The following is a 22,544-nucleotide window of genomic DNA, read 5'->3' as shown; positions in this document are numbered from 1 at the left end:
CAGACACGCATGCGCGTCGCTTCCGGGCGGCGCGCATGTTTGCATTCAGACGCTCGCGAACTTGCGAGCGCCTCGTGCACGGCAGACCAGGCCGATTACATCGTTGATGGCATCGTGATCGGGGCAGGAGCCGGGATCGGCGTCCGGCGCCTGAGCCCGAGGACGAGCTGAGCGGGCAGGGGCCAGGGCGCAAGCGTGAGATGCAACGCGATGGGCACGAGCAATCCCATGGCAAGGCCCAGTGGCACATGCACGATGAGCGACGTGATCCCCATGGCGTGCAGGGCCATGCGAGCCGCCGCAGTACCGAAGACATGATACAGATAGATGGTGAAGCAGAACATGCCGAGCTTGCGGGCCGAGGGGTGGTGCGGCCAGTGCAGCAGGATGAGGGCGCACAGGCTCATTCCGAGCGCCATCGAATGGATCACATCCTTTCTTGGCGCGGGTGCGGCATGGAGAAGATAGTCGATGGTCGCTATACTCACAGTCCCCAGACTGGCGGCGGCGGCGATGATGGTGATCAGGCCCGCATGCGCCCTCAACCATGTGCGGTAGCGGTAGAAGCACATGCCGCATGTGAAGAAAGGGGCAAGCTCGGCCGCGTAGTCGAGGGAGAACAGGGTGGGCAGCGATGGCTGTCCGGCCGCGATCAGCGTGGTGATGACGAACAGAAACAGTGTGCCGCGTTGCTGCGTCGCAATATCGGCACCTCCTATGACCACGAACAGGACGAGGATGGCCTGAAGAAACCAGAAATGGGCATAGGGATAGACCAGGGGCTCCCAGAGCGCCTCGGGAGGCAGCGCGAAGTGCAGATGCATGGCGCTGGACACCAGCGCGAAGATCAATGCCGCGATCGCGCCCGGGATGGCCAGCCGGCGCAGCTTGCCGAGCATGAACGCGCCGAAACTGTCCTGCGTGGGCGGACGCAGGCAATAGATGTAGCCTGCCACGAACGCGAAAGCCGGCATGCGGAAGTTTCCCAGCAGGTCGGCAACGAAGCGGAGGGGATGGGGATGCGCGAGTCGCAGTCCCCCGTCGGGATAGCCCACGACATGAAGCGCCACCAACAGCAGCGTCGCAAGAATGCGAATCTCTTCGATCGAGCCGAATCCCCCTTCGGCGTCATCGTCGGCCCTTCCCACATGTCCCACGCGTTGCCCCCTTTCGGCGCTTGCGCGATGTGGCGGTTTCTCTACGCGTCGGGGCTATCCCCGCTCCCTTCGCGCTCGCACAAAAAACCGCCTTCCGCATCTGCTCAGCTTTCAGGCGGCCTGTCATCCCCAAAGGCGATCAGATGAGGGATTCTTCGGAAGGGCAGAGCGACGCCATCGCAATCTTGGGCGTGACAAAGCCCCTTTCCCCCGCTATGGGCCCATCCCTTCCTATCAGCGCGACAAAAGCGAAAGCGAGTGCACATAATGAAACTGAACGAACTCCAGGATAATGCCGGCAGCCGCAAGGGCCGGATGCGCGTGGGCCGTGGCATCGGCTCGGGCAAGGGCAAGACCGCCGGTCGCGGCCAGAAGGGCGCCAAGGCGCGCTCGGGCGTCAGCATCAACGGTTTCGAAGGCGGCCAGATGCCGCTTCACATGCGTCTCCCGAAGCGCGGCTTCAACAACATCTTCCGCAAGGACTATGCTGAAGTGAACCTGGGCATGGTTCAGAAGGCGATCGACGCCGGCAAGCTGGATGCGGCCGCCGTGATCGATCAGGCGGCGCTGCGCGCAGCCGGCATTTCGCGTGGTGGCAAGCATGGCGTGCGCCTGCTCGCCAAGGGTGCGCTGACCACCAAGGCCAAGTTTGCCGTGGCTGGCGCATCGAAGTCGGCCGTCGAGGCAGTCGAGAAGGCTGGCGGCACGGTCGAGATTCTGGCGAAGGCCACGCCCGCAGACGCCGAATAATCGTTTTCGGGCCGGTTCAATCGCATGATTGCCAGCTTGCATAACCGACCCCTCCTGCCGATATGGGCGGGCGGGGTCGATTGCATTGGCGACGATGTGATGAGGCATCCGGCATTCGACAGGGGCCGCTCGGACGGCTAGGGACTACGCGGCCTTTCCTTTCCCGGAGAGGCGCGCAACAGCTTTCAGGATTGCAAGCGATCATGGCATCACGCGCCGACCAAATGGCAGCCAATCTGAGCCTCGCCAATTTCAGCCAGGCGACGGAACTCAAGAAGCGTCTGTGGTTCACCATCGGCGCGCTCATCGTGTTCCGCTTCTTGTCCTTCGTGCCGCTGCCGGGCGTCGACCCCACGGTGCTGGCCCAGCTCTATCGCCAGACGCAGGGCGGCATTCTCGACATCTTCAACACCTTCTCGGGCGGTAGCCTGGAGCGCATGAGCCTCATCGCGCTCGGTGTGATGCCGTACATCACGGCGTCCATCGTCGTGCAGCTCGCCGCCTCGCTCTCGCCCAAACTCTCCGCCATCAAGAAGGAAGGCGAAGCCGGGCGCAAGAAGCTGAACCAGTATACGCGTTACGGCACGGTGGGCCTCACCGCGGTGCAGGGCTATTTCATCGCGGTAGGCCTGGAAAATTATGGCGCCCAGTCTGGCCTACAGGCCGTGGTCGATCCGGGCATGCTGTTCCGCATGACCGCGGTCATCTCGCTGATCGGCGGCACCATGTTCCTCATGTGGCTTGGCGAGCAGATCACCAGCCGCGGCATCGGCAACGGCGTGTCGCTCATCATCATGGCCGGCATCGTCGCGCAGTTGCCGGTGACGCTGACCAATCTCTTCGAATCGGGCCGCACCGGCTCGATTTCGGGCCTGCTCATCATCGGCATCATCGTCATCGCGCTCGGCCTCATCGCCGGCATCTGCTTCATGGAGCGGGCCCAGCGCCGGGTGCTGATCCAGTATCCCAAGCGCCAGACCCGCCAGGGCATCATGCAGGCGGATCGCAGCCATCTGCCGCTCAAGATCAACACGGCCGGTGTCATTCCCCCGATCTTCGCCTCGTCGCTGCTGCTGCTGCCGTTGACCATCACGCAGTTCGCCGGTGCGAGCGCGGAGGCGACAAGCGGCGGGTGGGGCGATGCGGTGCTGGCAGTCAACCAGTATCTCTCGCACGGCACGCCGGTCTACATGGCCCTTTATGGCCTCGGCATCGTGTTCTTCTGCTTCTTCTACACGGCGGTCGTGTTCAATCCCGAGGAAACGGCGGAGAATCTGAAGCGCAATGGCGGCTTCATCCCGGGCATCCGTCCCGGCAAGAACACCGAGACCTATCTCGATTATGTGCTGACGCGCATCACCGTGATCGGTGCCGCTTATCTGGCGGTGATCTGCCTCATTCCGGAGTTCCTGATCGCGCGCGCAGGCATCCCTTTCTATCTGGGCGGCACCAGCCTGCTGATCGTCGTCAACGTGACGGTCGACACCGTGACCCAAATCCAGAGCCACCTCATCGCGCACCAGTATCGCGATCTCATCAAGAAGGCCCGGCTGAAGGGCAAGATCCGCTAGGAACCGGGCCGGCCGGGCTCGCCCGGCTGCGCGCGCAAACATCGGGGGAATGCTATGAACATCATCCTGCTTGGACCGCCAGGCGCCGGCAAGGGGACGCAGGCGCAACGCCTCGTCGCCGAGCGCGGCATGGTCCAGCTTTCCACGGGCGACATGCTGCGCGCCGCGGTCAAGGCCGGCACGCCGGTCGGTCTCAAGGCCAAGGCCGTGATGGAAGCGGGTGAACTTGTTTCCGACGAGATCGTCTCCGGGATCATCGGCGAGGCGCTCGATCAGCTTTCCGCGGACACGGGTGTCATCTTCGATGGCTATCCGCGCACGGCGGCGCAGGCCGAAAGCCTCGATACCCTGCTGGCGGAGCGGAGCCGGCAGCTCGATCATGTCGTCGAGCTGGAGGTGGACGAAGACGCCCTCGTCGATCGGATCACCGGTCGCTTCACCTGCGCGAGCTGCGGCGAAGGCTATCATGACCGCTACAAACTGCCCAAGGTTGCAGGCATATGTGACAAATGCGGCTCGAGCGAGTTCAAGCGCCGTCCCGACGACAACGAGGAAACCGTGCGCACGCGCATGGCGGAGTATCGCGCGAAGACCGCGCCGATCCTGCCGATCTACGAAGCGCGGGGAATTGTGAGCCGCGTCGACGGCATGGCGGATATCGGTGAGGTCAGCCAGGCGATCGGTTCGATCCTCGACAGCTAGGCGTCCCGGCGTCTAGAAACCTCACGAGCCTCCCGATCCAGGCAGGCGACTGGCGGAGCGCGCATGCCGGCTTTGATCGACACGAGTGCCATCACCCTGCTCGACGACGGCCGTCGTCGCTACGAGCCGATGAAGCCGCTGCTGCGCTCGTGGCTGTCGCGCCGTTTCCCGGCAGGCGACCACAAGCGCATCCTGCTCGTCCATGTCGACGACCCGATCGCCTGGCCGCAATTCTATCCTTTTTACCATTATGCAGCGCGCTTTGCCGAACAGGGCTATGTGTTCAGGACGACGCCCTATCCCGCGGCCGGTGCCGAGCATCTGGTCAAGGACGCGTCGGCCATTTTCGTGCAGTCGCCTTATGCGCTGGGGGATGGGGAAATCGAGCGTGTGCTCGATGGGCTGAGGCGCGCCAATCCTGAAGCGCCGATCAGCTATTTCGATTGGTTCGCGCCGACCGATGTCCGCTTTGCGGATCGCGTGGGCGACCATGTCCGTTTTTACGTAAAGAAGGCCCTTCTACGCGATCGCGATTATTATCGCGTGCCCCAGAAGACGCACACCTCGCTGGAAGATTATTACAGCGAGGCATTCGGACTGGTGCCCGATCGGCCGACATGGGACTGCCGGCCGGACATCGTCGAGCGGCTCGTACTGGCGCCGGGCTTTGCCACCGCGCCCGTGTTGCTCAAGGGTTTCGACCGCAAGTCGGCACCCGCGACGGGACCACGCACCATCGATGTCCATGCGCGTTTCGCCGTTGCACCGGCACGATTGCATGCGCTGGGCCGCGTTGGCGCGGGGGAACGGACTCACTGGTACGCCGCCATGCGCCAGCAGGCGCGCGACAAGGTGGTCGAGCTGTCATCCCGCTATGACATCGCCTGGGAAGGCAAGGTCTCGCGTGCGGCATTCATGGCGGAGATGGAGCGCTCGCAGCTCTGCTTCAGTCCCTTCGGCTTCGGCGAACTGTGCTGGCGGGATCTTGAGGCGGTGCTGACGGGGGCCGTACTGCTCAAGCCGGACATGAGCCATCTCGAATGTCTGTGCGACATCTATCGGCCGGGCGAGACCTATGTGCCCGTCCGCTGGGATCTTGCGGACCTGGACGATACGATCGCGCGGATGCTGGCGCAGCCAGAGGAATGCCGGGCCATCGCCGATTGCGCCTTTGCGGCCGTCAAGGACTATCTGGCAGGCCCGAAGCTCGGTGCGCTGCTCGCAACCTTGTCGGGTAGCGCATCCTGATCCGCGTCAGGCGGCGAGGTCGATCAGCCGCCGCAGATCGTCCAGCTCCACATAATAGCGCCCCTCCTGCCCGGGGTCCGGACGGCCGATAAGGAAGCCGAACCGCTCGCCGTAGATGTCGATCAGGCTCTTGTGGAAGGAATAATAGCGGCGCGGATCCTGGATGGTCAGCACTGTCGCCTTGTCGGCGGCGAAGAAGTGCAGATGGTTGAGATGCGAGCCTTCCACGCTGACGATCAGCTTCGCGTCGCGCAGCGCCTGCCCGATCTCGTGGGCCGACATGTCGATGGCGGTCACCGTGCGGAAGCCGATCGCTTCGAGCGCCGCGCGCACCTGCGGCTGATTGGTGGGGTCGCGCGTGCGGGCCTGACCGCCCCGCTCGAGAAAGACCAGAGCGCCCGCAGACGCCACCGACTTGTCGACATTGGCGCGCATGCGTCCTCGCAGCTGGAGGAAACGCTCAGCCCAGAATGAATTGAGGCCGCGATCGTCGACGTACACGAGCCGGTCGACGCGGGCCGTGCGCATATAGTCGCAATCCAGCCCGCCCAGTGCCCGGAAGCCGGGTTCATGCTCCCAGAGCTGCCGGGCCAGGCCGATGCTCCGCAGGCCCAGCGTGTTGCCGTGCATTTCCGAAACAAGGCTATCCCGGACCCAGTGCCCGAACTCCTTGCCCGAGAGGATGTTGGTGGAGAGGAAGGCGTCCTTCAGGTGCCCGCCATCTCCCCAGTCGCCACCGGGCCGGTTCGTGGGAAAGCGGGCGACCTGCCAGCGCGAGGCAAGATATTCCCCCGCGATGCGCACGTCCCGCAGTTCATATTCAATGGTCGGCAGATGGGGATAGGCCTCGCCGAAGGTCCGGCGGCGCTCCAGTTCCGGCTTGCCTGCGCCGATGAAGGCGAGGATATTGTCGAAATCCCCCGGCAGGTGAAGGGCCGGCGGCGTGGCGGTCTCGCTGGGTGGACAGAGAATTCTGGAGGAGACGGCTGCGGCGGTGAGCGGGCGGGGACGCAGCTTGCCGATAAGGCGACGGACCGGAAACGACATGCAGGGCCAAGAGCTCCCGTTGGATGATGGCTGGACTTGCAAAGGCGGCGATAGCATGGTTCATCCGGCAAGGCCATCGGCGGTCCGGCTGCGCACCGGGGTGGTGCGGGGCACAAGTCCGTTGACAGCGCGGGCGACTCACGTTAACGCCCCCCGATCCCGAGACGAGAGGTCAAACGGCAGCGCGTGATGGCGCCCGCCGTCCTTTTTGCGTCCCGGGGCAGCAAAGCGACGAGATAGGGCGTCTGCCACAACGCCCTGTGGAGCAGGAGTTTACAGATAATGGCACGTATTGCGGGAGTTAACATCCCCACCAACAAGCGGGTGATCGTCGCGCTCACCTACATCCACGGCATCGGTTCGAAGACCGCCGTTGATATCGCCGACAAGCTCGGCATCGACCATAGCCGTCGCGTCCAGGACCTGTCCGACGCCGAGGTGCTGCAAATCCGCGAAGCCATCGATGCCACCTATACGGTGGAAGGCGATCTGCGTCGCGAAACCGCGATGAACATCAAGCGCCTGATGGACCTGGCCTGCTATCGCGGCCTGCGTCATCGCAAGGGGCTTCCTGTTCGTGGCCAGCGCACGCATACCAATGCGCGCACGCGCAAGGGCAAGGCCAAGCCGATCGCAGGCAAGAAGAAGTAAGAGCCGATACCGGCCGCGGCGAGCAATCGCCGCAGTCCGGTTCCTTCTTCTTTCCGTCAGAGGCGCGCGGCAGAAGGGCTGAAAGACCAGCCCGGACCGCCCGCTTCCAGCTCAACAAGATTCGAGTAGGATACAACGCAGATGGCACGGGAACCCCAGCGGCTTCGCAGGCGCGAACGCAAGAACATCTCGGCCGGCGTCGCGCATGTGAACGCCAGCTTCAACAACACGATGATCACCATCACCGATGCGCAGGGCAATGCGATCAGCTGGTCTTCGGCCGGCATGATGGGCTTCAAGGGATCGCGCAAGTCGACCCCTTATGCAGCGCAGGTCTGCGCCGAGGATGCGGGCCGGAAGGCCGCCGAGCATGGCGTTCGCACGCTCGAAGTCGAGGTCAAGGGCCCGGGCTCCGGCCGTGAATCGGCCCTGCGCGCTCTGCAGGCCGTCGGTTTCACGATCACCTCGATCCGCGACGTGACCCCGATTCCGCACAACGGTGTGCGTCCGAGCAAGCGCCGCCGCGTCTGAGGCGTCACGACGGTCCTTCGTCGGTTCCCACGAAACCGCCGAATGACCGAACGTTCTGTATTGCCGGAGGCCGGGGACCAGCGCTGAACCCTCACCGACCGATGGCCCAACCCCAGGGGAAATACATGACTGTCAACATCAAGAACTGGCAGGAATTGAAGAAGCCCAATGGCCTCGAGATCAAGGCCAGTGGCGACCCGAAGCGCCGCGCGACCTTTGTCGCCGAGCCGCTCGAGCGCGGCTTCGGCCTGACGCTGGGCAATGCGTTGCGGCGTGTGCTGCTTTCCTCCCTGCAGGGCGCTGCCGTCACCGCGATCAAGATCGAGAACGTGCTCCACGAATTCTCCAGCCTCGCTGGCGTTCGTGAGGACGTGACCGACATCGTGCTTAACGTGAAGCAGATCGCGCTCCGGATGGAAGGCGATGGTCCTCGCCGGCTTCAGCTTTCCGCCACGGGTCCGGCGGCCGTCAAGGCCGGGGATATCGCGGTGACCGGCGACATCCAGGTCATGAACCCGGATCTGGTGATCTGTCATCTTGACGAGGGCGCCAGCTTCAACATGGAGCTGACCTGCGACAGCGGCAAGGGCTATGTCCCGGCCGTGAACAACCGCCCGGCCGACGCGCCGATCGGCCTCATTCCGGTGGATGCGCTTTACTCGCCCGTCCGCCAGGTGGCCTACAAGGTGGAGAACGCCCGTATCGGCCAGGAGCTGGACTATGACCGGCTCAACCTGACCATCGAGACGGACGGGACCGTCACGCCGGAAGACGCGGTCGCTTATGCCGCGCGCATCCTGCAGGACCAGCTCCAGCTCTTCGTCCACTTCGAGGATCATCTGCCGAGCGCGATGCCGAGCGCTGGCGCAGGTGCTGCGGCGGCCGAGGAAGGCGAAGGCGACACCAACCAGATCAACCGCTATCTGCTCAAGAAGGTGGATGAGCTGGAGCTCTCGGTGCGCAGTGCCAACTGCCTCAAGAACGACAACATCATCTATATCGGCGATCTGGTCCAGAAGACCGAGGCCGAGATGCTCCGCACGCCGAACTTCGGCCGCAAGAGCCTCAACGAGATCAAGGAAGTGCTCTCGTCCATGGGTCTGCGTCTGGGCATGGATATCCCCGGCTGGCCGCCGGAGAATATCGAGGAAATCGCCAAGAAGCTCGAGCAGGAACTGCTGGGCTGAACGGCAAGGGAACGGGGCGGTGCCGGTGGCGCGCCTCGTTCGACAGGGTTGTGGGCGGCCGCCCGGAGTGCCGCCCGGTCTGGGTTACCTCACACGGGCCCTTAACGAACGGAGAATGACATGCGTCACAGGATTGGCGGCCGCAAGCTGCAGCGTACCGCAGGCCATCGCAATGCGATGTTCCGCAACATGGCGGCCTCGCTCATCAAGCATGAGCAGATCAAGACGACCCTGCCCAAGGCGAAGGAGCTTCGCCCCTATGTCGAGAAGCTGATCACGCTGGCCAAGCGCGGCGGTCTCTCCAACCGGCGTCTCGCCCATGCCCGTCTGCTCGACGACGCGCAGCTCGCGAAGCTGTTCGACGTGCTGGCCGAGCGCTACAAGGACCGGGCTGGCGGCTACACCCGCGTCATCAAGGCGGGCATCCGCGCCTCGGACGCCGTGCAGATGGCGATCATCGAGTTCGTCGACCGCGATGAAAGCGCCAAGGGCCAGGACAGCGGCCCGGTGCAGACGGCTGACGAGGACGAGATGGAAGCAGCCTGAGCGCTCCCGACCCGTAGATTTCCGAGGAGCCCCGCCTTCACCGGCGGGGCTTTTCTTTTGGGAGGTTATTCCACGCGCGGAAGACGGGTCGGCCTCCCGAAGCTCAAATCGCCTCTGGTCTTCAGGGCAGGCATCCGCAGCCAGCGCCCGCGCGATCAGGATGGTCCAGTACAGCTCCGGCATGACCGCTTGGTAGAATTCCCCGCTGGATTTCCGACACTTGCATAATCCTGCCGGTGGCATAGAGGATCATGCACGGTCTTGGGGAAAAGGAACTGTTGGGCATGTCTCGTCTGCGGTCGGTCCCGCATGCCATCGTCATCGGGTTGATCGGTCTCGGTATCCCAGGCCTGCACCCATCCGCAGCCCGGGGGCTGGATGACGCCGAGGCCGTCACGGCGGCGCATGTTTCCCGGCCCACAAGCGATGTCGCGCCGCCTGTCGCTCCGCCGCCCTATCCGCTGGCCCGTCGTGCCGATCTCGTCGAGACGCAATTCGGGGTGCCCGTTGCCGATCCCTATCGCTGGCTGGAAAATGACGCCCGCACCGATGGCGAGGTCGCCCAATGGGTCGCGGCCGAGAACGACGCGACCGCGCATTATCTCGCCGCGCTGCCCGGCCGCGAGGCGCTGCGGACGCGCATCGCGCAGCTCTACGACTACGAACGCTACGGCACGCCGCGCAAGGCTGGTGGGCGCTATTTCTACACCCGCAACAGCGGATTGCAGAACCAGTCGCCGCTCTACGTGCGCGAGGGAGCGGCGCATGGGCAGAGGCTGCTGCTCGATCCCAACAGCTTTTCGGAAGACGGCGCGAGCGCGCTCGGCGAGTGGCAACCCTCAACGGACGGTCGCTGGCTGCTCTACGCGGTGCAGGATGGCGGCACCGACTGGCGCACCCTGCATGTCCTCGACGTGGAGAAGGGGCAGCCGCTGGACGATCGCGTCGCGTGGGTGCGCTATTCCAATCTGACCTGGAGCCCCGACGGGCGCGGTTTCTATTATTCCCGCTTCCCCGCCCCGCAGGACGGCGAGCGCTCCCGCTCGCCGGTCGAGGATCAGGCGGTCTGGTTTCACGCGCTGGGGACGCCGCAGTCCGCGGATCGCCTTGTCTATGCGACGCCCGACCGTCCCCGCCTGATGCACCGCGCCCAGATCACGGACGATGGGCGCTGGCTGCTCGTGATCTCCAACGAAAGCACCGAGCGCCGCCATGAAGTGACGCTCATCTCGCTGACCGGCGAAGCGCGGGCGCCCGTCCGTCTCGTGCGGGGCTTGAGCCATGAGTGGCAGTTCATCGGCAATGTCGGCGACATGCTGTATTTCCGCACCACGATGGGCGCACCGAACGGCCGTGTCGTTACATTGGATGCGACGCGTCCGCGGAAGGGGCCGCAGTCGCTTGTCGCCGAGCGTTCGCAGACGCTCGCCGGGGCCTCCATGGTCGGCAGCCGGATGATCCTGGCCTATCAGTCGGACGGGCGGATCATGGCCGAGCTGGCGGACCTTCAGGGCCTGTCCCATGGCGATGTGCCGCTGCCCGGGCCGGGCGCCGCCAGCGGCTTCAGCGGTCGCTCCGGCGATCCCGAGACCTTCTTCTCCTTTTCCAGCTTCACGACGCCCTCGACCGTCTATCGCTACAATGTGGAGACGGGCGAGACGAGCGTCTTTGCCGAGCCGCGCCTTCCCTTCGATCCGGATGCCTATGTGACCGAACAGGTCCTTTATCCCTCGAAGGACGGAACGATGATCCCTATGCAGATCATCCGCCGGCGCGATCTTGCGCTGGCCGCCCGCAGCGCGCCGACGCTGCTTTACGGCTATGGCGGGTTCAACATCTCGCAGACGCCCGGCTTCTCGCCGACGCGTTTCGCTTGGATCGAGCAGGGCGGCGTGCTTGCCATCGCCAGCCTGCGGGGTGGGGGTGAATTCGGCAAGGCATGGCATGATGCGGGCCGGCTCTCGAACAAGCAGAATGTGTTCGACGATTTCATCGCCGCTGCCGAATATCTCAAGCAGCAAGGCTATACCGGCCCGGACCAGCTTGCCATCGAGGGGCGGTCCAATGGCGGCCTGCTGGTCGGCGCGGTCGTCAACCAGCGGCCGGACCTGTTTGCGGCGGCATTGCCTGCCGTGGGCGTCATGGACATGCTGCGTTTCGACCGGTTCACCGTCGGCCGCTACTGGATCGACGATTATGGCTCGCCGGACCGGGAGCCGGATTTCCGCAACCTGCTGTCCTATTCGCCTTATCACAACATCCGCGACGGCATCGATTATCCGGCGATCCTGGTGTCCACGGCGGATACCGACGATCGGGTGGTGCCCGCGCACAGCTTCAAATATGCCGCCGCGCTCCAGCATGCCGAACTGGGCGTGAAGCCTCGCCTCATCCGCATCGCGACGCGCGCCGGCCACGGTTCCGGCAAGCCGGTGGACAAGCTGGTCGAGGAGTATGCGGATATGTACAGCTTCATCGCCTATTGGACAGGGCTGGACCTGAAAGCGCCGTGATCGGGCCGGGGGCGGATGGCCTCCATGGCGGAGGAGCTCCGCCGCGCATCATTCAGCCCTCGCTCATGAATTCCGGGCTATTCCGCAGGCGGGGCGGCTCGTGGCCGTGCTCCATGGAAAGGCAGGCAGGTACCATGAGGAAGACGTCGAAGCTCGCCGGTGGCCTCGTGGTCGCGGCCATGCTTGTCACATCGGCCGCGCCTGCCTCCGCACGGGGCTATTACGGGCATGGGCGACCTTATCACCATGATCGGGGTGGAAGTGACGCCGGCGCGGTGATCGGGACGATCCTGGGCGTCGGCATTCTCGCCGCGATCGCGGCATCGGCCGTGAAGCAGAACGCCGACAAGCGGCGCTCCGAGGATCGCGGCTACGACCCGCGCTACGATGATCGGTCCGACCCGCGCGCCGACGAGGGGCCCTATGATCCGCGCTACGAAGGCGGAGAATATGACGATCGCTATGGTGGCCATGACAGTGGTCGGGCCGAAGGCGACTCTTACGCAGGCGAGGACGCTGCCGTCGATGCCTGTGCGCTCGCGGCGCGCGAACAGGCCTCGCGCAATGGTGGCTTTGCCGAGGTGCGGGACGTCACCGGCGTGCGTCCATTCGGCAATGGCTGGGACGTCACCGGCACAGTCAGCCAGCGGGCCGGCTGGCGCGCACCCGAGAGCCGCCTGCGCAGCTTTCGCTGCATCTGGGACAATGGCCGGGTGGAAGGCGTGACTTTCAACTGAGGACGCGAGGGGGCACATTCGCCTGCCCTGCCACGCCTTCCTTGATGGCCGACCATGACCGCGCCCGCGGGCCAAGCCATCGACAACGCATCAATCTCGCCCCGCAAGGCTGGACAGGCCTCATGGCGCGCATTATCCGCCAGCCATGTCAGCGCAAAATCCGGCTGCGGCCGACTCCATCCTCATCGTCGATTTCGGCTCTCAGGTGACCCAGCTCATCGCGCGGCGCGTGCGCGAAGCCGGCGTCTACAGCGAGATCGCTCCCTTCACGCAGGCGCTGGCCGCTTTCGAGCGGATGCAGCCGAGAGGCATCATTCTCTCCGGCTCCCCGGCGTCGGTCTGCGACGAAGGCAGCCCGCGTGCGCCGCAGGAACTGTTCGACAGCGGCCTGCCGATCCTCGGCATCTGCTATGGCCAGCAAGTGATGAGCCACCAGCTCGGCGGCGAAGTGCGGCCGGGCCACGAGACCGGCGAGGGCGGCGAGTTCGGCCGCGCCTTCCTGACCGTCACCGAGCCCTGCGTGCTGTTCGACGGGCTCTGGCAGGTGGGCGAGCGGCATCAGGTGTGGATGAGCCATGGCGACAAGGTGACGCGGTTCGCGCCGGGTTTCCGCATCGTGGCGACGTCGGATGGCGCGCCCTTCGCGCTCATCGCCAATGACGAGAAGCGTTATTACGGCACGCAGTTCCATCCCGAAGTGGTCCATACGCCGGACGGCGCGAAGCTGATCGCCAATTTCGTGCGCCATGTGTGCGGCTGCGCGGGCGACTGGACCATGGCCGAGTTCCGCGCGACCAAGATCCGCGAGATCCGCGAGCAGGTCGGTTCGGGCCGGGTGATCTGCGGCTTGTCGGGCGGCGTGGACAGCGCGGTCGCGGCCGTGCTGATCCATGAGGCCATTGGCGAGCAGCTCACCTGCGTCTTTGTCGATCATGGGCTGATGCGGCAGAACGAGGCCGAGCAGGTGGTGAGCCTGTTCCGGGGGCACTACAATATCCCGCTGGTGCATGTGGACGCGAGCGACATGTTCCTCGGCGGCCTGGCCGGCGTCACCGATCCGGAGGCCAAGCGCAAGTTCATCGGCAAGGCGTTCATCGATCTGTTCGAGGCTGAAGCGAAGAAGATCGGCGGCGCGGATTTCCTCGCGCAGGGGACGCTCTACCCGGACGTGATCGAGAGCGTGAGCTTCACCGGCGGACCAAGCGTCACGATCAAGAGCCATCACAATGTCGGTGGCCTGCCCGAGCGCATGAACATGAAGCTGGTCGAGCCGCTGCGCGAGCTCTTCAAGGATGAAGTGCGCGAACTGGGCCGGGAGCTCGGCCTGCCCGAGATTTTCGTGGGCCGCCATCCCTTCCCGGGCCCGGGCCTCGCCATCCGCATTCCGGGCGAAGTTACCCGGGAACGCTGCGACATCCTGCGCAAGGCCGATGCCGTCTATCTGGAGGAAATCCGCGCCGCAGGGCTCTATGATGCCATCTGGCAGGCCTTCGCCGTGCTGCTGCCGGTGCGCAGCGTCGGCGTGATGGGTGACGGGCGCACTTATGACAGCGTGCTTGCCTTGCGCGCCGTGACGTCCACCGACGGCATGACCGCGGACATCTACCCCTTCGACGCAGCCTTCCTCAGCCGCGTGGCGACCCGGATCATCAACGAGGTGAAGGGCGTCAACCGGGTGGTCTATGATTACACCAGCAAGCCGCCCGGCACGATCGAGTGGGAATGACGCTGGAGACAGGATTCCCAAGAGCCGTGGCATCCCCGCCCGACGATTCGGTCCGCCGACGAGAGGACTCGCTTCATCTCTGCGATGCTTGATGGGAGTCCGGCTGGCGCTTAGGGCGCATCGGTCCCTGATGGAACAGGCCCGGCGCTCCCTGTGCTTCCTGCCGCACTGTCCGCGCGGGGCCGCTTCATCTGCCCTGGAAATCCTCTGGCGCCGGCGCCGGGCGCTCTGGAGAACGAGCTATCATGAAAATCCGTTTCAATCCGTTGATCGCAGCCAGCGCCGCCGTCCTTCTCGTTCCCGCCGCCGCGCAGGCGGAAGGCTTTGGTGCCGAAGCCACTTACGCGCGGGCGAACGAGCGCTGGGGGACAGAAATCGGCGCCGGCTACGCCGTGGGGTTCGCCGGCTTCCGCCTCACTCCGGGGGCGGGCGTGTATCTGCGCGATGGAGACACGGCGGTTTATGGCCGCGTGGAAGCGACGTTCGGACTGCCGGCCTCGGTGCGGTTCGGCGCGGGCGTGCGCATCAGCGGTGACGATCCGCGGCCCTATGCCACGATCGCCATGCCGATCTTCCCCAAAGTGGCGCTCAAGGGCAATGCCGGCCCCCATTATGTCGCGGCGGGCCTCACCATCGGATATTGAGGCGAGGGGCGATCAGTCCTCCCGGCGACTGAACCGCCGCAGTCTCCATTGAGGGAAAGCGCGGCTTGCGGGATGTTGAAGGCCATCCGGGAAAGCCAGCCGGGAACGCGTTGCGTTTCAGCGCTCCACGGGCAAGAAGCCTGACATGCCGACGATCTTCAGCCATGCCCTGCTTCCCCTCGCGACTGGCGCGGCGCTGGGCAGGCGGCGGATCGCACCCCCGCTCGCGCTGGCTGGGGCGTTTCTCGCCGCCGCGCCGGACCTGGATGTCATCGGTTTTCGCTTCGGCATTGGCTATGCCAGCGAGTGGGGGCACCGGGGCTTCAGTCATTCGCTCGCATTTGCGGCTGCAGCGGCCGGCCTGCTCGCCCTGTCGTGGCGACCTGCGCGGAGCATCGGCGCATTTGTGTTCCTGTTCCTCTGCATGGCGTCCCACCCGCTGCTCGACATGCTGACCGATGGCGGACAGGGCGTCGCGCTGTTCTGGCCAGTCGACAAGACCCGGCTGTTCAGCGACTGGCAGCCGATCAGGGTATCCCCCATCGGCGCGCGCTTCTTCACGGCGCGGGGCCTCGAGACGGTTCGCTCCGAACTGATGCTGATCTGGCTGCCGGCCCTGCTTCTATCGGTCGCCTGCTATGCATGGCGACGCATGCGCGCGCGATCATGACGACGCTGGCGGAGAAGGTGCGCGCGGCACTCGGCGCGGTGGCGGAGCCGGCCCGCGCGCCGGCCATGCAGGCCTATATGAAATCGGCCATGCCCTATCTGGGTGTTTCCGCCGTGCCGTTGCAGGCGGCCTGCAAGCGGCTGTTCGCTGATCTCGATTATGGCACGCGGGAGGAATGGCAAAGCGATGTGCTGACGCTCTGGCGTGGCGCGACGTTCCGGGAGGAGCGCTATGCCGCGATCGCCCTTTGCGGCATCCGCGCGGCGCGCCCGTTCCAGCGCCTGGACGCTCTGCCCATGTACGAGGAGATGATCGTCACGGGTGTCTGGTGGGATTATGTCGATACCATCGCCGCGCAGCGCCTGTTCGACATTCTCGGGGCCGAGCCAGAGGGGATGGCACGCGCGATGCGCGCCTGGGCGCAGGATGCCGACCTCTGGAAACGCCGCAGCGCGATCCTGTGCCAGCTTCGGGCCGGCAAGCAAACGGACACCGATCTGCTTTACGCCTGCATCGCGCCATCGCTCGATTCGCCGGAATTCTTCCTGCGCAAGGCGATCGGCTGGGCCTTGCGGCAATATGCGCGGACCGATCCCGCCGAGGTTCGTCGCTATGTCGCGGCCAACGAGAAGCGCCTGAGCGCTCTCAGTCGGCGGGAAGCTCTGAAACGGATCGGGGGCGAGCAGGACGCGGGCTAGGCGGCGCGGACGAATGCCCAACCGGGCGAAGACTGGCTTGGTGCATCGCCACTTTGTCGTCGGAAGCGGCCCGCCCGCTTTTCGCGAGAAAGCTCCAAAAGCTGGCGGGCCGAGCCTTCACGTCAGATGATCCGTCCTGCCGAGAGCGCTCAGGATGGCCTGCTCGACCGGCGAATAATCGTGATCCTTGCGATCGAGACAGATTTGCTCACGGGGCAGAAGCGGCGGTTGTGCCATGAAGCGTGGCACCGTTCCGCGGTGCTTCTGTGCCGCGTGCACCAGAAACGGATGGCATAGGTACACCGTGCCTGCCGGACCCGTCGCCACTTCCTCGCGTCGGTGGGCGGATCCCGCAAATCCGTCGGATGCTAATTCGCGAAGCGTGAGGCCGGCGTCTCCGGCCGGGGCGAGTTGCCGGGCCACGTCAATGTGCGAACCGATTCGGATACGTGTCGGCGCATCTTCGACACCCACGTCCGAGAACAGGAACAGCATCAGCAAGGCGCGGCCCTTGCTGCTCACATTGGCCCGCCACGCCATGAAGTCCGGGTTGTCATAGCCGAAGCTGACGTCGATGTGCCAGCCGTCGTCACCCGGATCGGCCTCGGAGGGAAAGCGAACCGGAAAGGTTCCAAGGCCGCCCCGCGGCAGCCAGCGACCCTCGCCGACCAGTTGATCGAACGCGCTGTGCAGGACGGGCGAATTCGCGGCTTCGCGAAATGGGGCCTGATCGAACTGATCCAGTCGCACGACGGGTTGCCTCCATGAGGACGGATCGTCGGGATTACACCCGGTGGCCTTCCACAAGATGGTGCGTGCTTCTTGCGCGATTCCGGTGGAGAACGCCGCGTCGATCCGGACGAATCCGTCGCGAACGAAGTGGGCAATCTCATCTGCGCTCAACGCAGGGTTTGATTCATTTCGCATAATATCTCTCAATCAATAAGGCATGCGTGATCGAGCGGCTTGACCGCTGCATGAGCCGGAGAGCCGGCGTGCCTTAGCTCAGCGGAAAGGCTGAGGCGCGATTGAGAATGATGATCGTCATGGTGCTGGCTTATTGCGTCTGGGATAGCTGCGCAATGAACGACTGGTTCTCGCCAATGGCGGGGTGTCCCGAGCGAGTGGCATGCGTCGTGACCGGATTGGTCCACGCTGCCCAGCCCGGAGCGACTCCCGGTCGTGCCGGCTATTCCTGGATGTCCCGCGTTCGCAGCTCTTGCTGAACGGCCGCCTGCAAGGCGCTCACCCGGGTGGACTCAAGCGTTCTGCGACTGATCGCGACCAGCTCGGCGTCGAGCATTCGCCGCGCCATCGCGGCGCATTCTTTCTCCAGTTGGCGCATATTGACTTCCTGGCGCCTTGGGGCGCGGGCATACCAGCATCAATGTCTCGGGGATGGGACAGCGATTTATCGCGGTTCGCGGCATTGGCAGCCTGAGATCATTCATACCACGAGCCTCCCGGGAAACCGAATCCTAACGGCGTGCTTCATCGCAGGTGAGGCACAGATCGATGATGAACCGAGTTAATCGAAGGGATAAACGCCCGGCTCCGGTTCATAGGCATGCTCGATGCCATGGATGCCGGAACGGAGCATCGCGCCCCAGCTTTCGCGCGTCGTGGCGCCGATATGTGGGGAGCCGAAGAAGGTCGGCATGTCGAGCAGGCGATTGCCGTTGGCAGGCTCCATCGCATAGACGTCGAACGCCGCTGCGGCGATGCGGCCGCTTTCCAGCCGCTCGGCAAGCGCATTCTCGTCGAACATGCCGCCCCGCGCGCAATTGACGATGACCGCGCCGGGCTTGAGCCGGTCGAGCACCGCGCCATCATAGAGGCCGATGGTGGTGGCGTTCTTGGACAAGTGAATGGTCAGCACGTCGCTGCGCGCCCACATTTCCTCCGCGCTCACCAGGTCGACATTCTCGAACCCGTCCGTGAATGCCGAAACGTCGAGCCGGTCGCTGGCGAGGATGTTGACCTTGTAGCCCTGCAGCAGCTCGATGACGGCCTTGCCGATATGGCCGACGCCGTGGACGCCCACGGTCTTGCCGCGCAGGTCCGTGCCGAAGCCGATGGGCCCGCGCCATTGGCCGGCGCGCAGGATGCTGGAAAACTCGTGGACCCGCCGCAGCGCCAGGACCATGTAGGAAACCGCGAGCTCCGAGACGGAGACACGGTTGATGCCGGCCTGCCACCACATCCTGATGCCGTATTTCCGCAGCAGGGCGGGATCGACATGATCCACGCCCGCGGAGCAAAGCGAGATGACCTTCAGTTCCGGGCAAGCCTTCAGCACGGCTTCGTCATAGCGTTGCACGCCGATGACGGCGGTGTCGTAGCCCTGCAGGAAATCGATGAGTTCCTGTCCCTCGAGGACGCGGCGATGATCGGGGAATTTCGTGCCGGGATACCGGGCGGAGAGTTCTTCGCGCAGGTCCGGGAAAAAATCGAAATATGGAAACGTCACGGCGACGCGTGGCATGGCCCCCTCCTGCGGTGCGGCATTGTCTTTCCCGTGTCATTGGCACAGGCGACGCACGATTTCGAGGGGCTTGTCCGGGGTGGAGCCGGTGAAGGGCAGAGCAGGAGCCGGGGCGAGCGGTGGGAGCGCTCACCCCGGATATCGTTGAAAGGTCAGTAACGCTGCTGGCGTTCGTAAAGCGATTTATAGTGCTGGATCCGGGTCACCCGCAGGCCGGGCATGCCCGATCGATCGACCGCGCGCTGCCAGCTCGCGAATTCCTCGAGCGTGAGCGAATAGCGCTCGCAAGCCTCGTCGACCGTCAGCAGGCCGCCATTGACGGCCGCCACGACTTCCGCCTTGCGTCGCACGACCCAGCGGCTCGTGTTGGGGGAGGGGAGCGACTCCAGGGTCAGCGGCTCCCCAAGGGGACCGACGACCTGAGAAGGGCGAATTTTTTGGTTTTCTATCATTCTTTCCTCTTCACCGATGGGCTCGGTTTTCACATTCCTCGTCTTGATGCTGTTGGCATCAAAGATTTTCTCCTTGGCTAAACCGCAGAGTAAATCCCGTCTTCACCACTGGTCCCCCTCGCCATATGTGCCGCGACCGCTGCATTGAACGCGCCGCCCAGCCGCCGCAGAACGGCCGGGGACGTGCTCGCCGGAGCGAAGATCAGAGCCAGTCTTGCCGGTTCGTCCCCGGTTCCGACCGGGAGGTCGGACTCGCGGACGATCCGGGCTGTATGACCCGTTGCCTGGCGCGCCGCATGGACGGCGAGAAGCAGGCGCAGGTCCGGAATCCGGGTCCCGCGTCCGCCTGCCAGGTTTACAGCCTGTCTCTGATCATAGGTGTTGACACTTATGCCCATGGGCACTGGTTAGCAGCCAAAGGATAAGTCAGCGTAAAAGCCTTGGTCACGCATTGTTAGGGTTGGTTATCAAGCATGGCCCTTAGAGGCTGCCCGGCGCATGCACGCCTGCGCTGGCCCATTGGCCTGCTGCACCCTATATGGCGCGACATGGACCCGCTTTTTCAGCTTGAGCAGCCGCTGGCCGGCAAGCGCATTGTCGTCGCCATGTCCGGCGGCGTGGATTCAAGCGTCGTCGCCGCGCTCGCCGCCCGCTCGGGCGCGGAGACCATCGGCGTGACCTTGCAGCTTTACGATCATGGCGCCGCCGTGGGCCGCAGTGGAAGCTGCTGTGCCGGGCAGGATATCCGCGATGCGCGCGCGGTGGCCGATCGCCTCGGCATCGCGCATTATGTCTTTGATTATGAGAGCCGTTTCCGGGAATCGGTGATCGAGGGCTTTGCCGATGAATATCTGTCCGGCCGGACCCCCATTCCCTGCGTCCGCTGCAACATGGGCGTCAAGTTCACCGATCTGTTCGCGCTCGCGCGCGATCTCGGCGCGGACTGCCTCGCCACCGGCCATTATGTGCGCCGCGTGATCGGGGCGCAGGGTCCGGAGCTGCACCGCGCCATCGATCCCGCGCGCGACCAGAGCTATTTCCTCTTCGCCACCACGCAGGATCAGCTCGATTATCTCCGCTTTCCCCTTGGCGGGATGGAGAAGCCGGCAGTCCGCGCCATTGCCCGGGAGCTGGGGCTGGCCGTGGCAATGAAGCCGGACAGTCAGGACATCTGCTTCGTGCCCGATGGCGACTATGCCGGCGTGGTGCGCAAGGTCCGCCCAGATGCGGATGCCGATGGCGAGATCGTGCATGTCGATGGGCGCGTGCTGGGCCGGCACAAGGGCCTCATCCACTACACGGTTGGCCAGCGCAGGGGACTGGAGATCGGCGGCCAGGCCGAGCCGCTCTATGTCGTCCGGCTCGATGCTGCGGCGCGGCGTGTGATCGTCGGTCCCCGGGCGGCCCTGGCGGTCGAAGCGGCCTGGCTGGAGGAGATCAACTGGATCGGCGGTGCGCCGGACGGGCCGCTCAGCGCCAAGGTGCGCTCCATGGCCCGCCCCGTCCCGGCGCGGCTCGAAGACGGGCGGCTGGTGTTCGACGCGCCGGAATATGGCGTGGCGCCGGGGCAGGCAGCTGTGCTCTATCGCGGCGACCGCGTGCTGGGCGGCGGCTGGATCGCGCAGACCCAGAGCGCAGCGCTGGTGGCTGCCTGACGCCGCGTTTAACGGCGCCGGCCAGGGCCTCCGACTTCAGGGCTCCGTGCGGCTCACCACCTGTGCCGAGCCGTTCGGCAACACCTGAATGAGATGCTGGCCGCCCTGATCGCATTGCGCGCGCCAGGTCTGCACGCCGTTTTGCGGCTCGATCTGCTCGACGCTGGTGACATCGCGGCACGCAATGCCGGCGTCGCGAATGGCGCGGAAGAACACGGCCTGTTGCTGGGTATCCGAAAGATTGCCGATTTCCGCCACATAATTGACGGCATTCTCGGCGTTCTCCGCAGCAGGAATGGCGGCGTTCTCGGCGCTGTTCTCGGGCGTACCCCCGCATGCGGCGAGCGAAAGCGTGGCGATGCCGATCAGTAACAGACGCATCCTGGTCCTCCTCTGGTTCCGACCCCGCACCGTCCCGGCCGCGGGCAGTCACAAAACGAAAGTGCGGCGCCGGGGATCCATCCCGGGTGCAAGAGCGGCCATATCGCGCGCTCCATCTCCCCAGAATAGGTAATTCTCCCCAGTTCTGACAATGATTGATGCCCACCGCGCGACCGCGCAGGCTCTGCCGGGCAAGCGGCCTCCGTCGTGCTCAGCGCTGCACAGGCTTGCCCAGCAGGCCCTCAAGCCAGCTGTCGACGCGCGCCGTTGCCGGATAATCCGCGAGACCCAGCTTCCGGTTGATGTCCATGTGCCCCTGCAGGCCGCGTCCCTCGAAGCTGGCGATCTCGACCGGCGTGCCGGCCGCGCGCAGCGCTTCGGCCAGGCCGCGCGACTGCTCGATGCCATCCCGGCGCTGGACATGGAGGATGAGGAATGCGGGGGCATTGGGTGCCCCGGCCTGCAAGGTGGGCGAAAGGGCCCGCTGGCGTTCAGGGTCGGTGCCGAAGGCCTGCGCGTAGATGTCACCCATGAACCGCGTGCCGACCTTGACCTGTTTCGGCACGTCATAGGCCGCGCCGTCGATCGGAATGACGCCCGCGATGGCACGCAGATCGAGGCGGGCGGCTTTCAGATAGCGCGGATCGGTGCCCACGAGCGCCACGAGATGCGCGCCGGCGCTGTGGCCCATCAGGACGATCCGGGCGGGATCGATGCCCAGTTCTCCGGCATGAGCGATCAGCCAGGCGACGGCATCGGCGACGTCCTGCGCCTGATCCTCGACCCGCGCGCCCGGCACGAGCCGGTAATTGATCGATGCTAGGGCATAGCCCTGTGCCGGATAATGCGCGACCTTGGCCTTGCCGGTGGCATTGGTCTTGTCGCCATGGCGCCATCCGCCGCCATGCACGAAGACGATGAGCGGTGCGGAGCGGGCGCTTGCGTCGGCGGGAGGCCAGAAGGCCAAGGTCTGCAAGGGATCGGTGCCATAGGCCATCTCCCGCCCGTCGGGGGTGCGGTCCGCCTCGATCTGCGCGGCGAACCGCTCGCGCAGGCGCTCCCGCAAACCGGCCTGCGCCGGCAGCGCGAGCGTCCCCAACAGGCTGACGAGCACGAGGGCGAGCGTGGCAGGCGTGGCGTAGCGCATCGAATCCGGCTCCTTTCCGGTCCTTTCCACAGCCTGGATAAGCTTA

At 65.1% G+C, this 22,544-nt stretch carries 23 protein-coding genes; 15 read left to right on the top strand and 8 right to left on the bottom strand.

Annotation, left to right across the window (positions count from 1 at the left end):
• Positions 1-95: 95 nt before the first annotated feature.
• Positions 96-1,157: an acyltransferase family protein gene (locus SLG_RS17570; RefSeq protein ID WP_041392186.1), complete on the bottom strand. Its 1,062-nt coding sequence runs from the start codon at positions 1,155-1,157 to the stop codon at positions 96-98.
• 267 nt (positions 1,158-1,424) lie between these two features.
• On the opposite strand from SLG_RS17570, the gene rplO reads away from it, so the two are divergent.
• From rplO to SLG_RS17550, 4 genes are all read left to right on the top strand, one after another.
• Positions 1,425-1,907 (top strand): 50S ribosomal protein L15, encoded by a 483-nt coding sequence (gene rplO, locus SLG_RS17565; protein WP_014077859.1) that lies wholly within the window; start codon positions 1,425-1,427, stop codon positions 1,905-1,907.
• Between the two features lie 203 nt (positions 1,908-2,110).
• The gene (gene secY / locus SLG_RS17560; protein ID WP_014077858.1) at positions 2,111-3,478 is read left to right on the top strand and encodes a preprotein translocase subunit SecY; all 1,368 of its coding nucleotides are present in this window, start codon (positions 2,111-2,113) and stop codon (positions 3,476-3,478) included.
• Positions 3,479-3,532: 54 nt separating this feature from the next.
• Complete coding sequence (locus SLG_RS17555) at positions 3,533-4,180, top strand: adenylate kinase (RefSeq protein ID WP_014077857.1); 648 nt, start codon at positions 3,533-3,535, stop codon at positions 4,178-4,180.
• Positions 4,181-4,243: 63 nt separating this feature from the next.
• On the top strand, positions 4,244-5,428 hold the full coding sequence (locus SLG_RS17550; protein ID WP_014077856.1) for a glycosyltransferase: 1,185 nt from the start codon (positions 4,244-4,246) through the stop codon (positions 5,426-5,428).
• A gap of 6 nt (positions 5,429-5,434) precedes the next feature.
• On the opposite strand, the gene SLG_RS17545 is transcribed toward SLG_RS17550, so the two are convergent.
• Positions 5,435-6,475 carry a glycosyltransferase 61 family protein gene (locus SLG_RS17545; RefSeq protein ID WP_041392185.1) on the bottom strand — a complete coding sequence of 347 codons (1,041 nt, stop codon included), beginning with the start codon at positions 6,473-6,475 and terminating at the stop codon, positions 5,435-5,437.
• A gap of 282 nt (positions 6,476-6,757) precedes the next feature.
• Here SLG_RS17545 and rpsM point away from each other — a divergent pair, with 282 nt between their 5' ends.
• From rpsM to SLG_RS17495, 10 genes are all read left to right on the top strand, one after another.
• Complete coding sequence (rpsM, locus tag SLG_RS17540) at positions 6,758-7,126, top strand: 30S ribosomal protein S13 (RefSeq protein WP_014077854.1); 369 nt, start codon at positions 6,758-6,760, stop codon at positions 7,124-7,126.
• A 141-nt stretch (positions 7,127-7,267) separates the two neighbouring features.
• Positions 7,268-7,657, top strand: coding sequence for a 30S ribosomal protein S11 (rpsK, locus tag SLG_RS17535; protein WP_014077853.1), 390 nt, complete (start codon positions 7,268-7,270; stop codon positions 7,655-7,657).
• A 125-nt stretch (positions 7,658-7,782) separates the two neighbouring features.
• On the top strand, positions 7,783-8,844 hold the full coding sequence (locus tag SLG_RS17530; protein WP_014077852.1) for a DNA-directed RNA polymerase subunit alpha: 1,062 nt from the start codon (positions 7,783-7,785) through the stop codon (positions 8,842-8,844).
• Between the two features lie 120 nt (positions 8,845-8,964).
• Positions 8,965-9,390, top strand: a complete 426-nt coding sequence (gene rplQ / locus SLG_RS17525; protein ID WP_014077851.1) for a 50S ribosomal protein L17 — start codon at positions 8,965-8,967, stop codon at positions 9,388-9,390.
• Positions 9,391-9,674: 284 nt separating this feature from the next.
• Positions 9,675-11,903 carry a prolyl oligopeptidase family serine peptidase gene (locus tag SLG_RS17520; RefSeq protein WP_014077850.1) on the top strand — a complete coding sequence of 743 codons (2,229 nt, stop codon included), beginning with the start codon at positions 9,675-9,677 and terminating at the stop codon, positions 11,901-11,903.
• A 134-nt stretch (positions 11,904-12,037) separates the two neighbouring features.
• On the top strand, positions 12,038-12,640 hold the full coding sequence (locus SLG_RS20595) for a hypothetical protein (protein ID WP_014077849.1): 603 nt from the start codon (positions 12,038-12,040) through the stop codon (positions 12,638-12,640).
• Positions 12,641-12,785: 145 nt separating this feature from the next.
• Entirely contained in the window at positions 12,786-14,366 is a 1,581-nt protein-coding gene (guaA, locus tag SLG_RS17510) for a glutamine-hydrolyzing GMP synthase (protein ID WP_014077848.1), read from the top strand.
• A gap of 245 nt (positions 14,367-14,611) precedes the next feature.
• A complete protein-coding gene (locus tag SLG_RS17505; protein WP_014077847.1) occupies positions 14,612-15,010 on the top strand; it encodes a hypothetical protein in 399 nt (132 codons plus the stop codon).
• A 145-nt stretch (positions 15,011-15,155) separates the two neighbouring features.
• Positions 15,156-15,680 (top strand): metal-dependent hydrolase, encoded by a 525-nt coding sequence (locus SLG_RS17500; protein WP_014077846.1) that lies wholly within the window; start codon positions 15,156-15,158, stop codon positions 15,678-15,680.
• Positions 15,653-16,378: a DNA alkylation repair protein gene (locus SLG_RS17495; RefSeq protein WP_197535674.1), complete on the top strand. Its 726-nt coding sequence runs from the start codon at positions 15,653-15,655 to the stop codon at positions 16,376-16,378. The genes SLG_RS17500 and SLG_RS17495 overlap by 28 nt, the downstream gene beginning before the upstream one ends.
• A gap of 117 nt (positions 16,379-16,495) precedes the next feature.
• On the opposite strand, the gene SLG_RS17490 is transcribed toward SLG_RS17495, so the two are convergent.
• From SLG_RS17490 to sciP, 4 genes are all read right to left on the bottom strand, one after another.
• The gene (locus SLG_RS17490) at positions 16,496-17,281 is read right to left on the bottom strand and encodes a phytanoyl-CoA dioxygenase (RefSeq protein ID WP_231848699.1); all 786 of its coding nucleotides are present in this window, start codon (positions 17,279-17,281) and stop codon (positions 16,496-16,498) included.
• A 286-nt stretch (positions 17,282-17,567) separates the two neighbouring features.
• Complete coding sequence (locus SLG_RS21830; protein WP_014077843.1) at positions 17,568-17,723, bottom strand: hypothetical protein; 156 nt, start codon at positions 17,721-17,723, stop codon at positions 17,568-17,570.
• A 183-nt stretch (positions 17,724-17,906) separates the two neighbouring features.
• Entirely contained in the window at positions 17,907-18,863 is a 957-nt protein-coding gene (locus tag SLG_RS17485; RefSeq protein ID WP_014077842.1) for an NAD(P)-dependent oxidoreductase, read from the bottom strand.
• A gap of 152 nt (positions 18,864-19,015) precedes the next feature.
• A complete protein-coding gene (gene sciP / locus SLG_RS17480; protein WP_014077841.1) occupies positions 19,016-19,315 on the bottom strand; it encodes a CtrA inhibitor SciP in 300 nt (99 codons plus the stop codon).
• Positions 19,316-19,863: 548 nt separating this feature from the next.
• Here sciP and mnmA point away from each other — a divergent pair.
• Positions 19,864-20,970, top strand: a complete 1,107-nt coding sequence (gene mnmA / locus SLG_RS17470) for a tRNA 2-thiouridine(34) synthase MnmA (RefSeq protein WP_014077840.1) — start codon at positions 19,864-19,866, stop codon at positions 20,968-20,970.
• 36 nt (positions 20,971-21,006) lie between these two features.
• Here the strand turns inward: mnmA and SLG_RS17465 are convergent, their stop codons facing one another.
• Positions 21,007-21,351 carry a hypothetical protein gene (locus SLG_RS17465; protein WP_014077839.1) on the bottom strand — a complete coding sequence of 115 codons (345 nt, stop codon included), beginning with the start codon at positions 21,349-21,351 and terminating at the stop codon, positions 21,007-21,009.
• A 211-nt stretch (positions 21,352-21,562) separates the two neighbouring features.
• Positions 21,563-22,498, bottom strand: coding sequence for an alpha/beta hydrolase (locus SLG_RS17460; protein ID WP_014077838.1), 936 nt, complete (start codon positions 22,496-22,498; stop codon positions 21,563-21,565).
• Positions 22,499-22,544 lie beyond the last annotated feature (46 nt).

Source organism: Sphingobium sp. SYK-6, assembly GCF_000283515.1.
In the GTDB taxonomy this organism is placed as follows: Bacteria; Pseudomonadota; Alphaproteobacteria; order Sphingomonadales; family Sphingomonadaceae; genus Sphingobium; species Sphingobium lignivorans.
This window is presented reverse-complemented; position numbering and strand designations above follow the sequence as displayed.

Bases quoted from the DNA above. Each gene is read 5' to 3' on its own strand.
- SLG_RS17520 (WP_014077850.1), top strand. From the start codon at position 9,675: ATGTCTCGTCTGCGGTCGGTCCCGCATGCCATCGTCATCGGGTTGATC.
- SLG_RS17555 (WP_014077857.1), top strand. From the start codon at position 3,533: ATGAACATCATCCTGCTTGGACCGCCAGGCGCCGGCAAGGGGACGCAG.
- SLG_RS17500 (WP_014077846.1), top strand. From the start codon at position 15,156: ATGCCGACGATCTTCAGCCATGCCCTGCTTCCCCTCGCGACTGGCGCG.
- rpsK (WP_014077853.1), top strand. From the start codon at position 7,268: ATGGCACGGGAACCCCAGCGGCTTCGCAGGCGCGAACGCAAGAACATC.
- rplQ (WP_014077851.1), top strand. From the start codon at position 8,965: ATGCGTCACAGGATTGGCGGCCGCAAGCTGCAGCGTACCGCAGGCCAT.
- SLG_RS17465 (WP_014077839.1), bottom strand. From the start codon at position 21,351: ATGCGTCTGTTACTGATCGGCATCGCCACGCTTTCGCTCGCCGCATGC.
- rplO (WP_014077859.1), top strand. From the start codon at position 1,425: ATGAAACTGAACGAACTCCAGGATAATGCCGGCAGCCGCAAGGGCCGG.
- SLG_RS17505 (WP_014077847.1), top strand. From the start codon at position 14,612: ATGAAAATCCGTTTCAATCCGTTGATCGCAGCCAGCGCCGCCGTCCTT.
- guaA (WP_014077848.1), top strand. From the start codon at position 12,786: ATGTCAGCGCAAAATCCGGCTGCGGCCGACTCCATCCTCATCGTCGAT.
- SLG_RS17550 (WP_014077856.1), top strand. From the start codon at position 4,244: ATGCCGGCTTTGATCGACACGAGTGCCATCACCCTGCTCGACGACGGC.
- SLG_RS17530 (WP_014077852.1), top strand. From the start codon at position 7,783: ATGACTGTCAACATCAAGAACTGGCAGGAATTGAAGAAGCCCAATGGC.
- SLG_RS17485 (WP_014077842.1), bottom strand. From the start codon at position 18,863: ATGCCACGCGTCGCCGTGACGTTTCCATATTTCGATTTTTTCCCGGAC.
- mnmA (WP_014077840.1), top strand. From the start codon at position 19,864: ATGGACCCGCTTTTTCAGCTTGAGCAGCCGCTGGCCGGCAAGCGCATT.
- SLG_RS20595 (WP_014077849.1), top strand. From the start codon at position 12,038: ATGAGGAAGACGTCGAAGCTCGCCGGTGGCCTCGTGGTCGCGGCCATG.
- secY (WP_014077858.1), top strand. From the start codon at position 2,111: ATGGCATCACGCGCCGACCAAATGGCAGCCAATCTGAGCCTCGCCAAT.
- rpsM (WP_014077854.1), top strand. From the start codon at position 6,758: ATGGCACGTATTGCGGGAGTTAACATCCCCACCAACAAGCGGGTGATC.
- sciP (WP_014077841.1), bottom strand. From the start codon at position 19,315: ATGATAGAAAACCAAAAAATTCGCCCTTCTCAGGTCGTCGGTCCCCTT.
- SLG_RS17495 (WP_197535674.1), top strand. From the start codon at position 15,653: ATGGCGACGCATGCGCGCGCGATCATGACGACGCTGGCGGAGAAGGTG.
- SLG_RS17545 (WP_041392185.1), bottom strand. From the start codon at position 6,475: ATGTCGTTTCCGGTCCGTCGCCTTATCGGCAAGCTGCGTCCCCGCCCG.
- SLG_RS21830 (WP_014077843.1), bottom strand. From the start codon at position 17,723: ATGCGCCAACTGGAGAAAGAATGCGCCGCGATGGCGCGGCGAATGCTC.
- SLG_RS17460 (WP_014077838.1), bottom strand. From the start codon at position 22,498: ATGCGCTACGCCACGCCTGCCACGCTCGCCCTCGTGCTCGTCAGCCTG.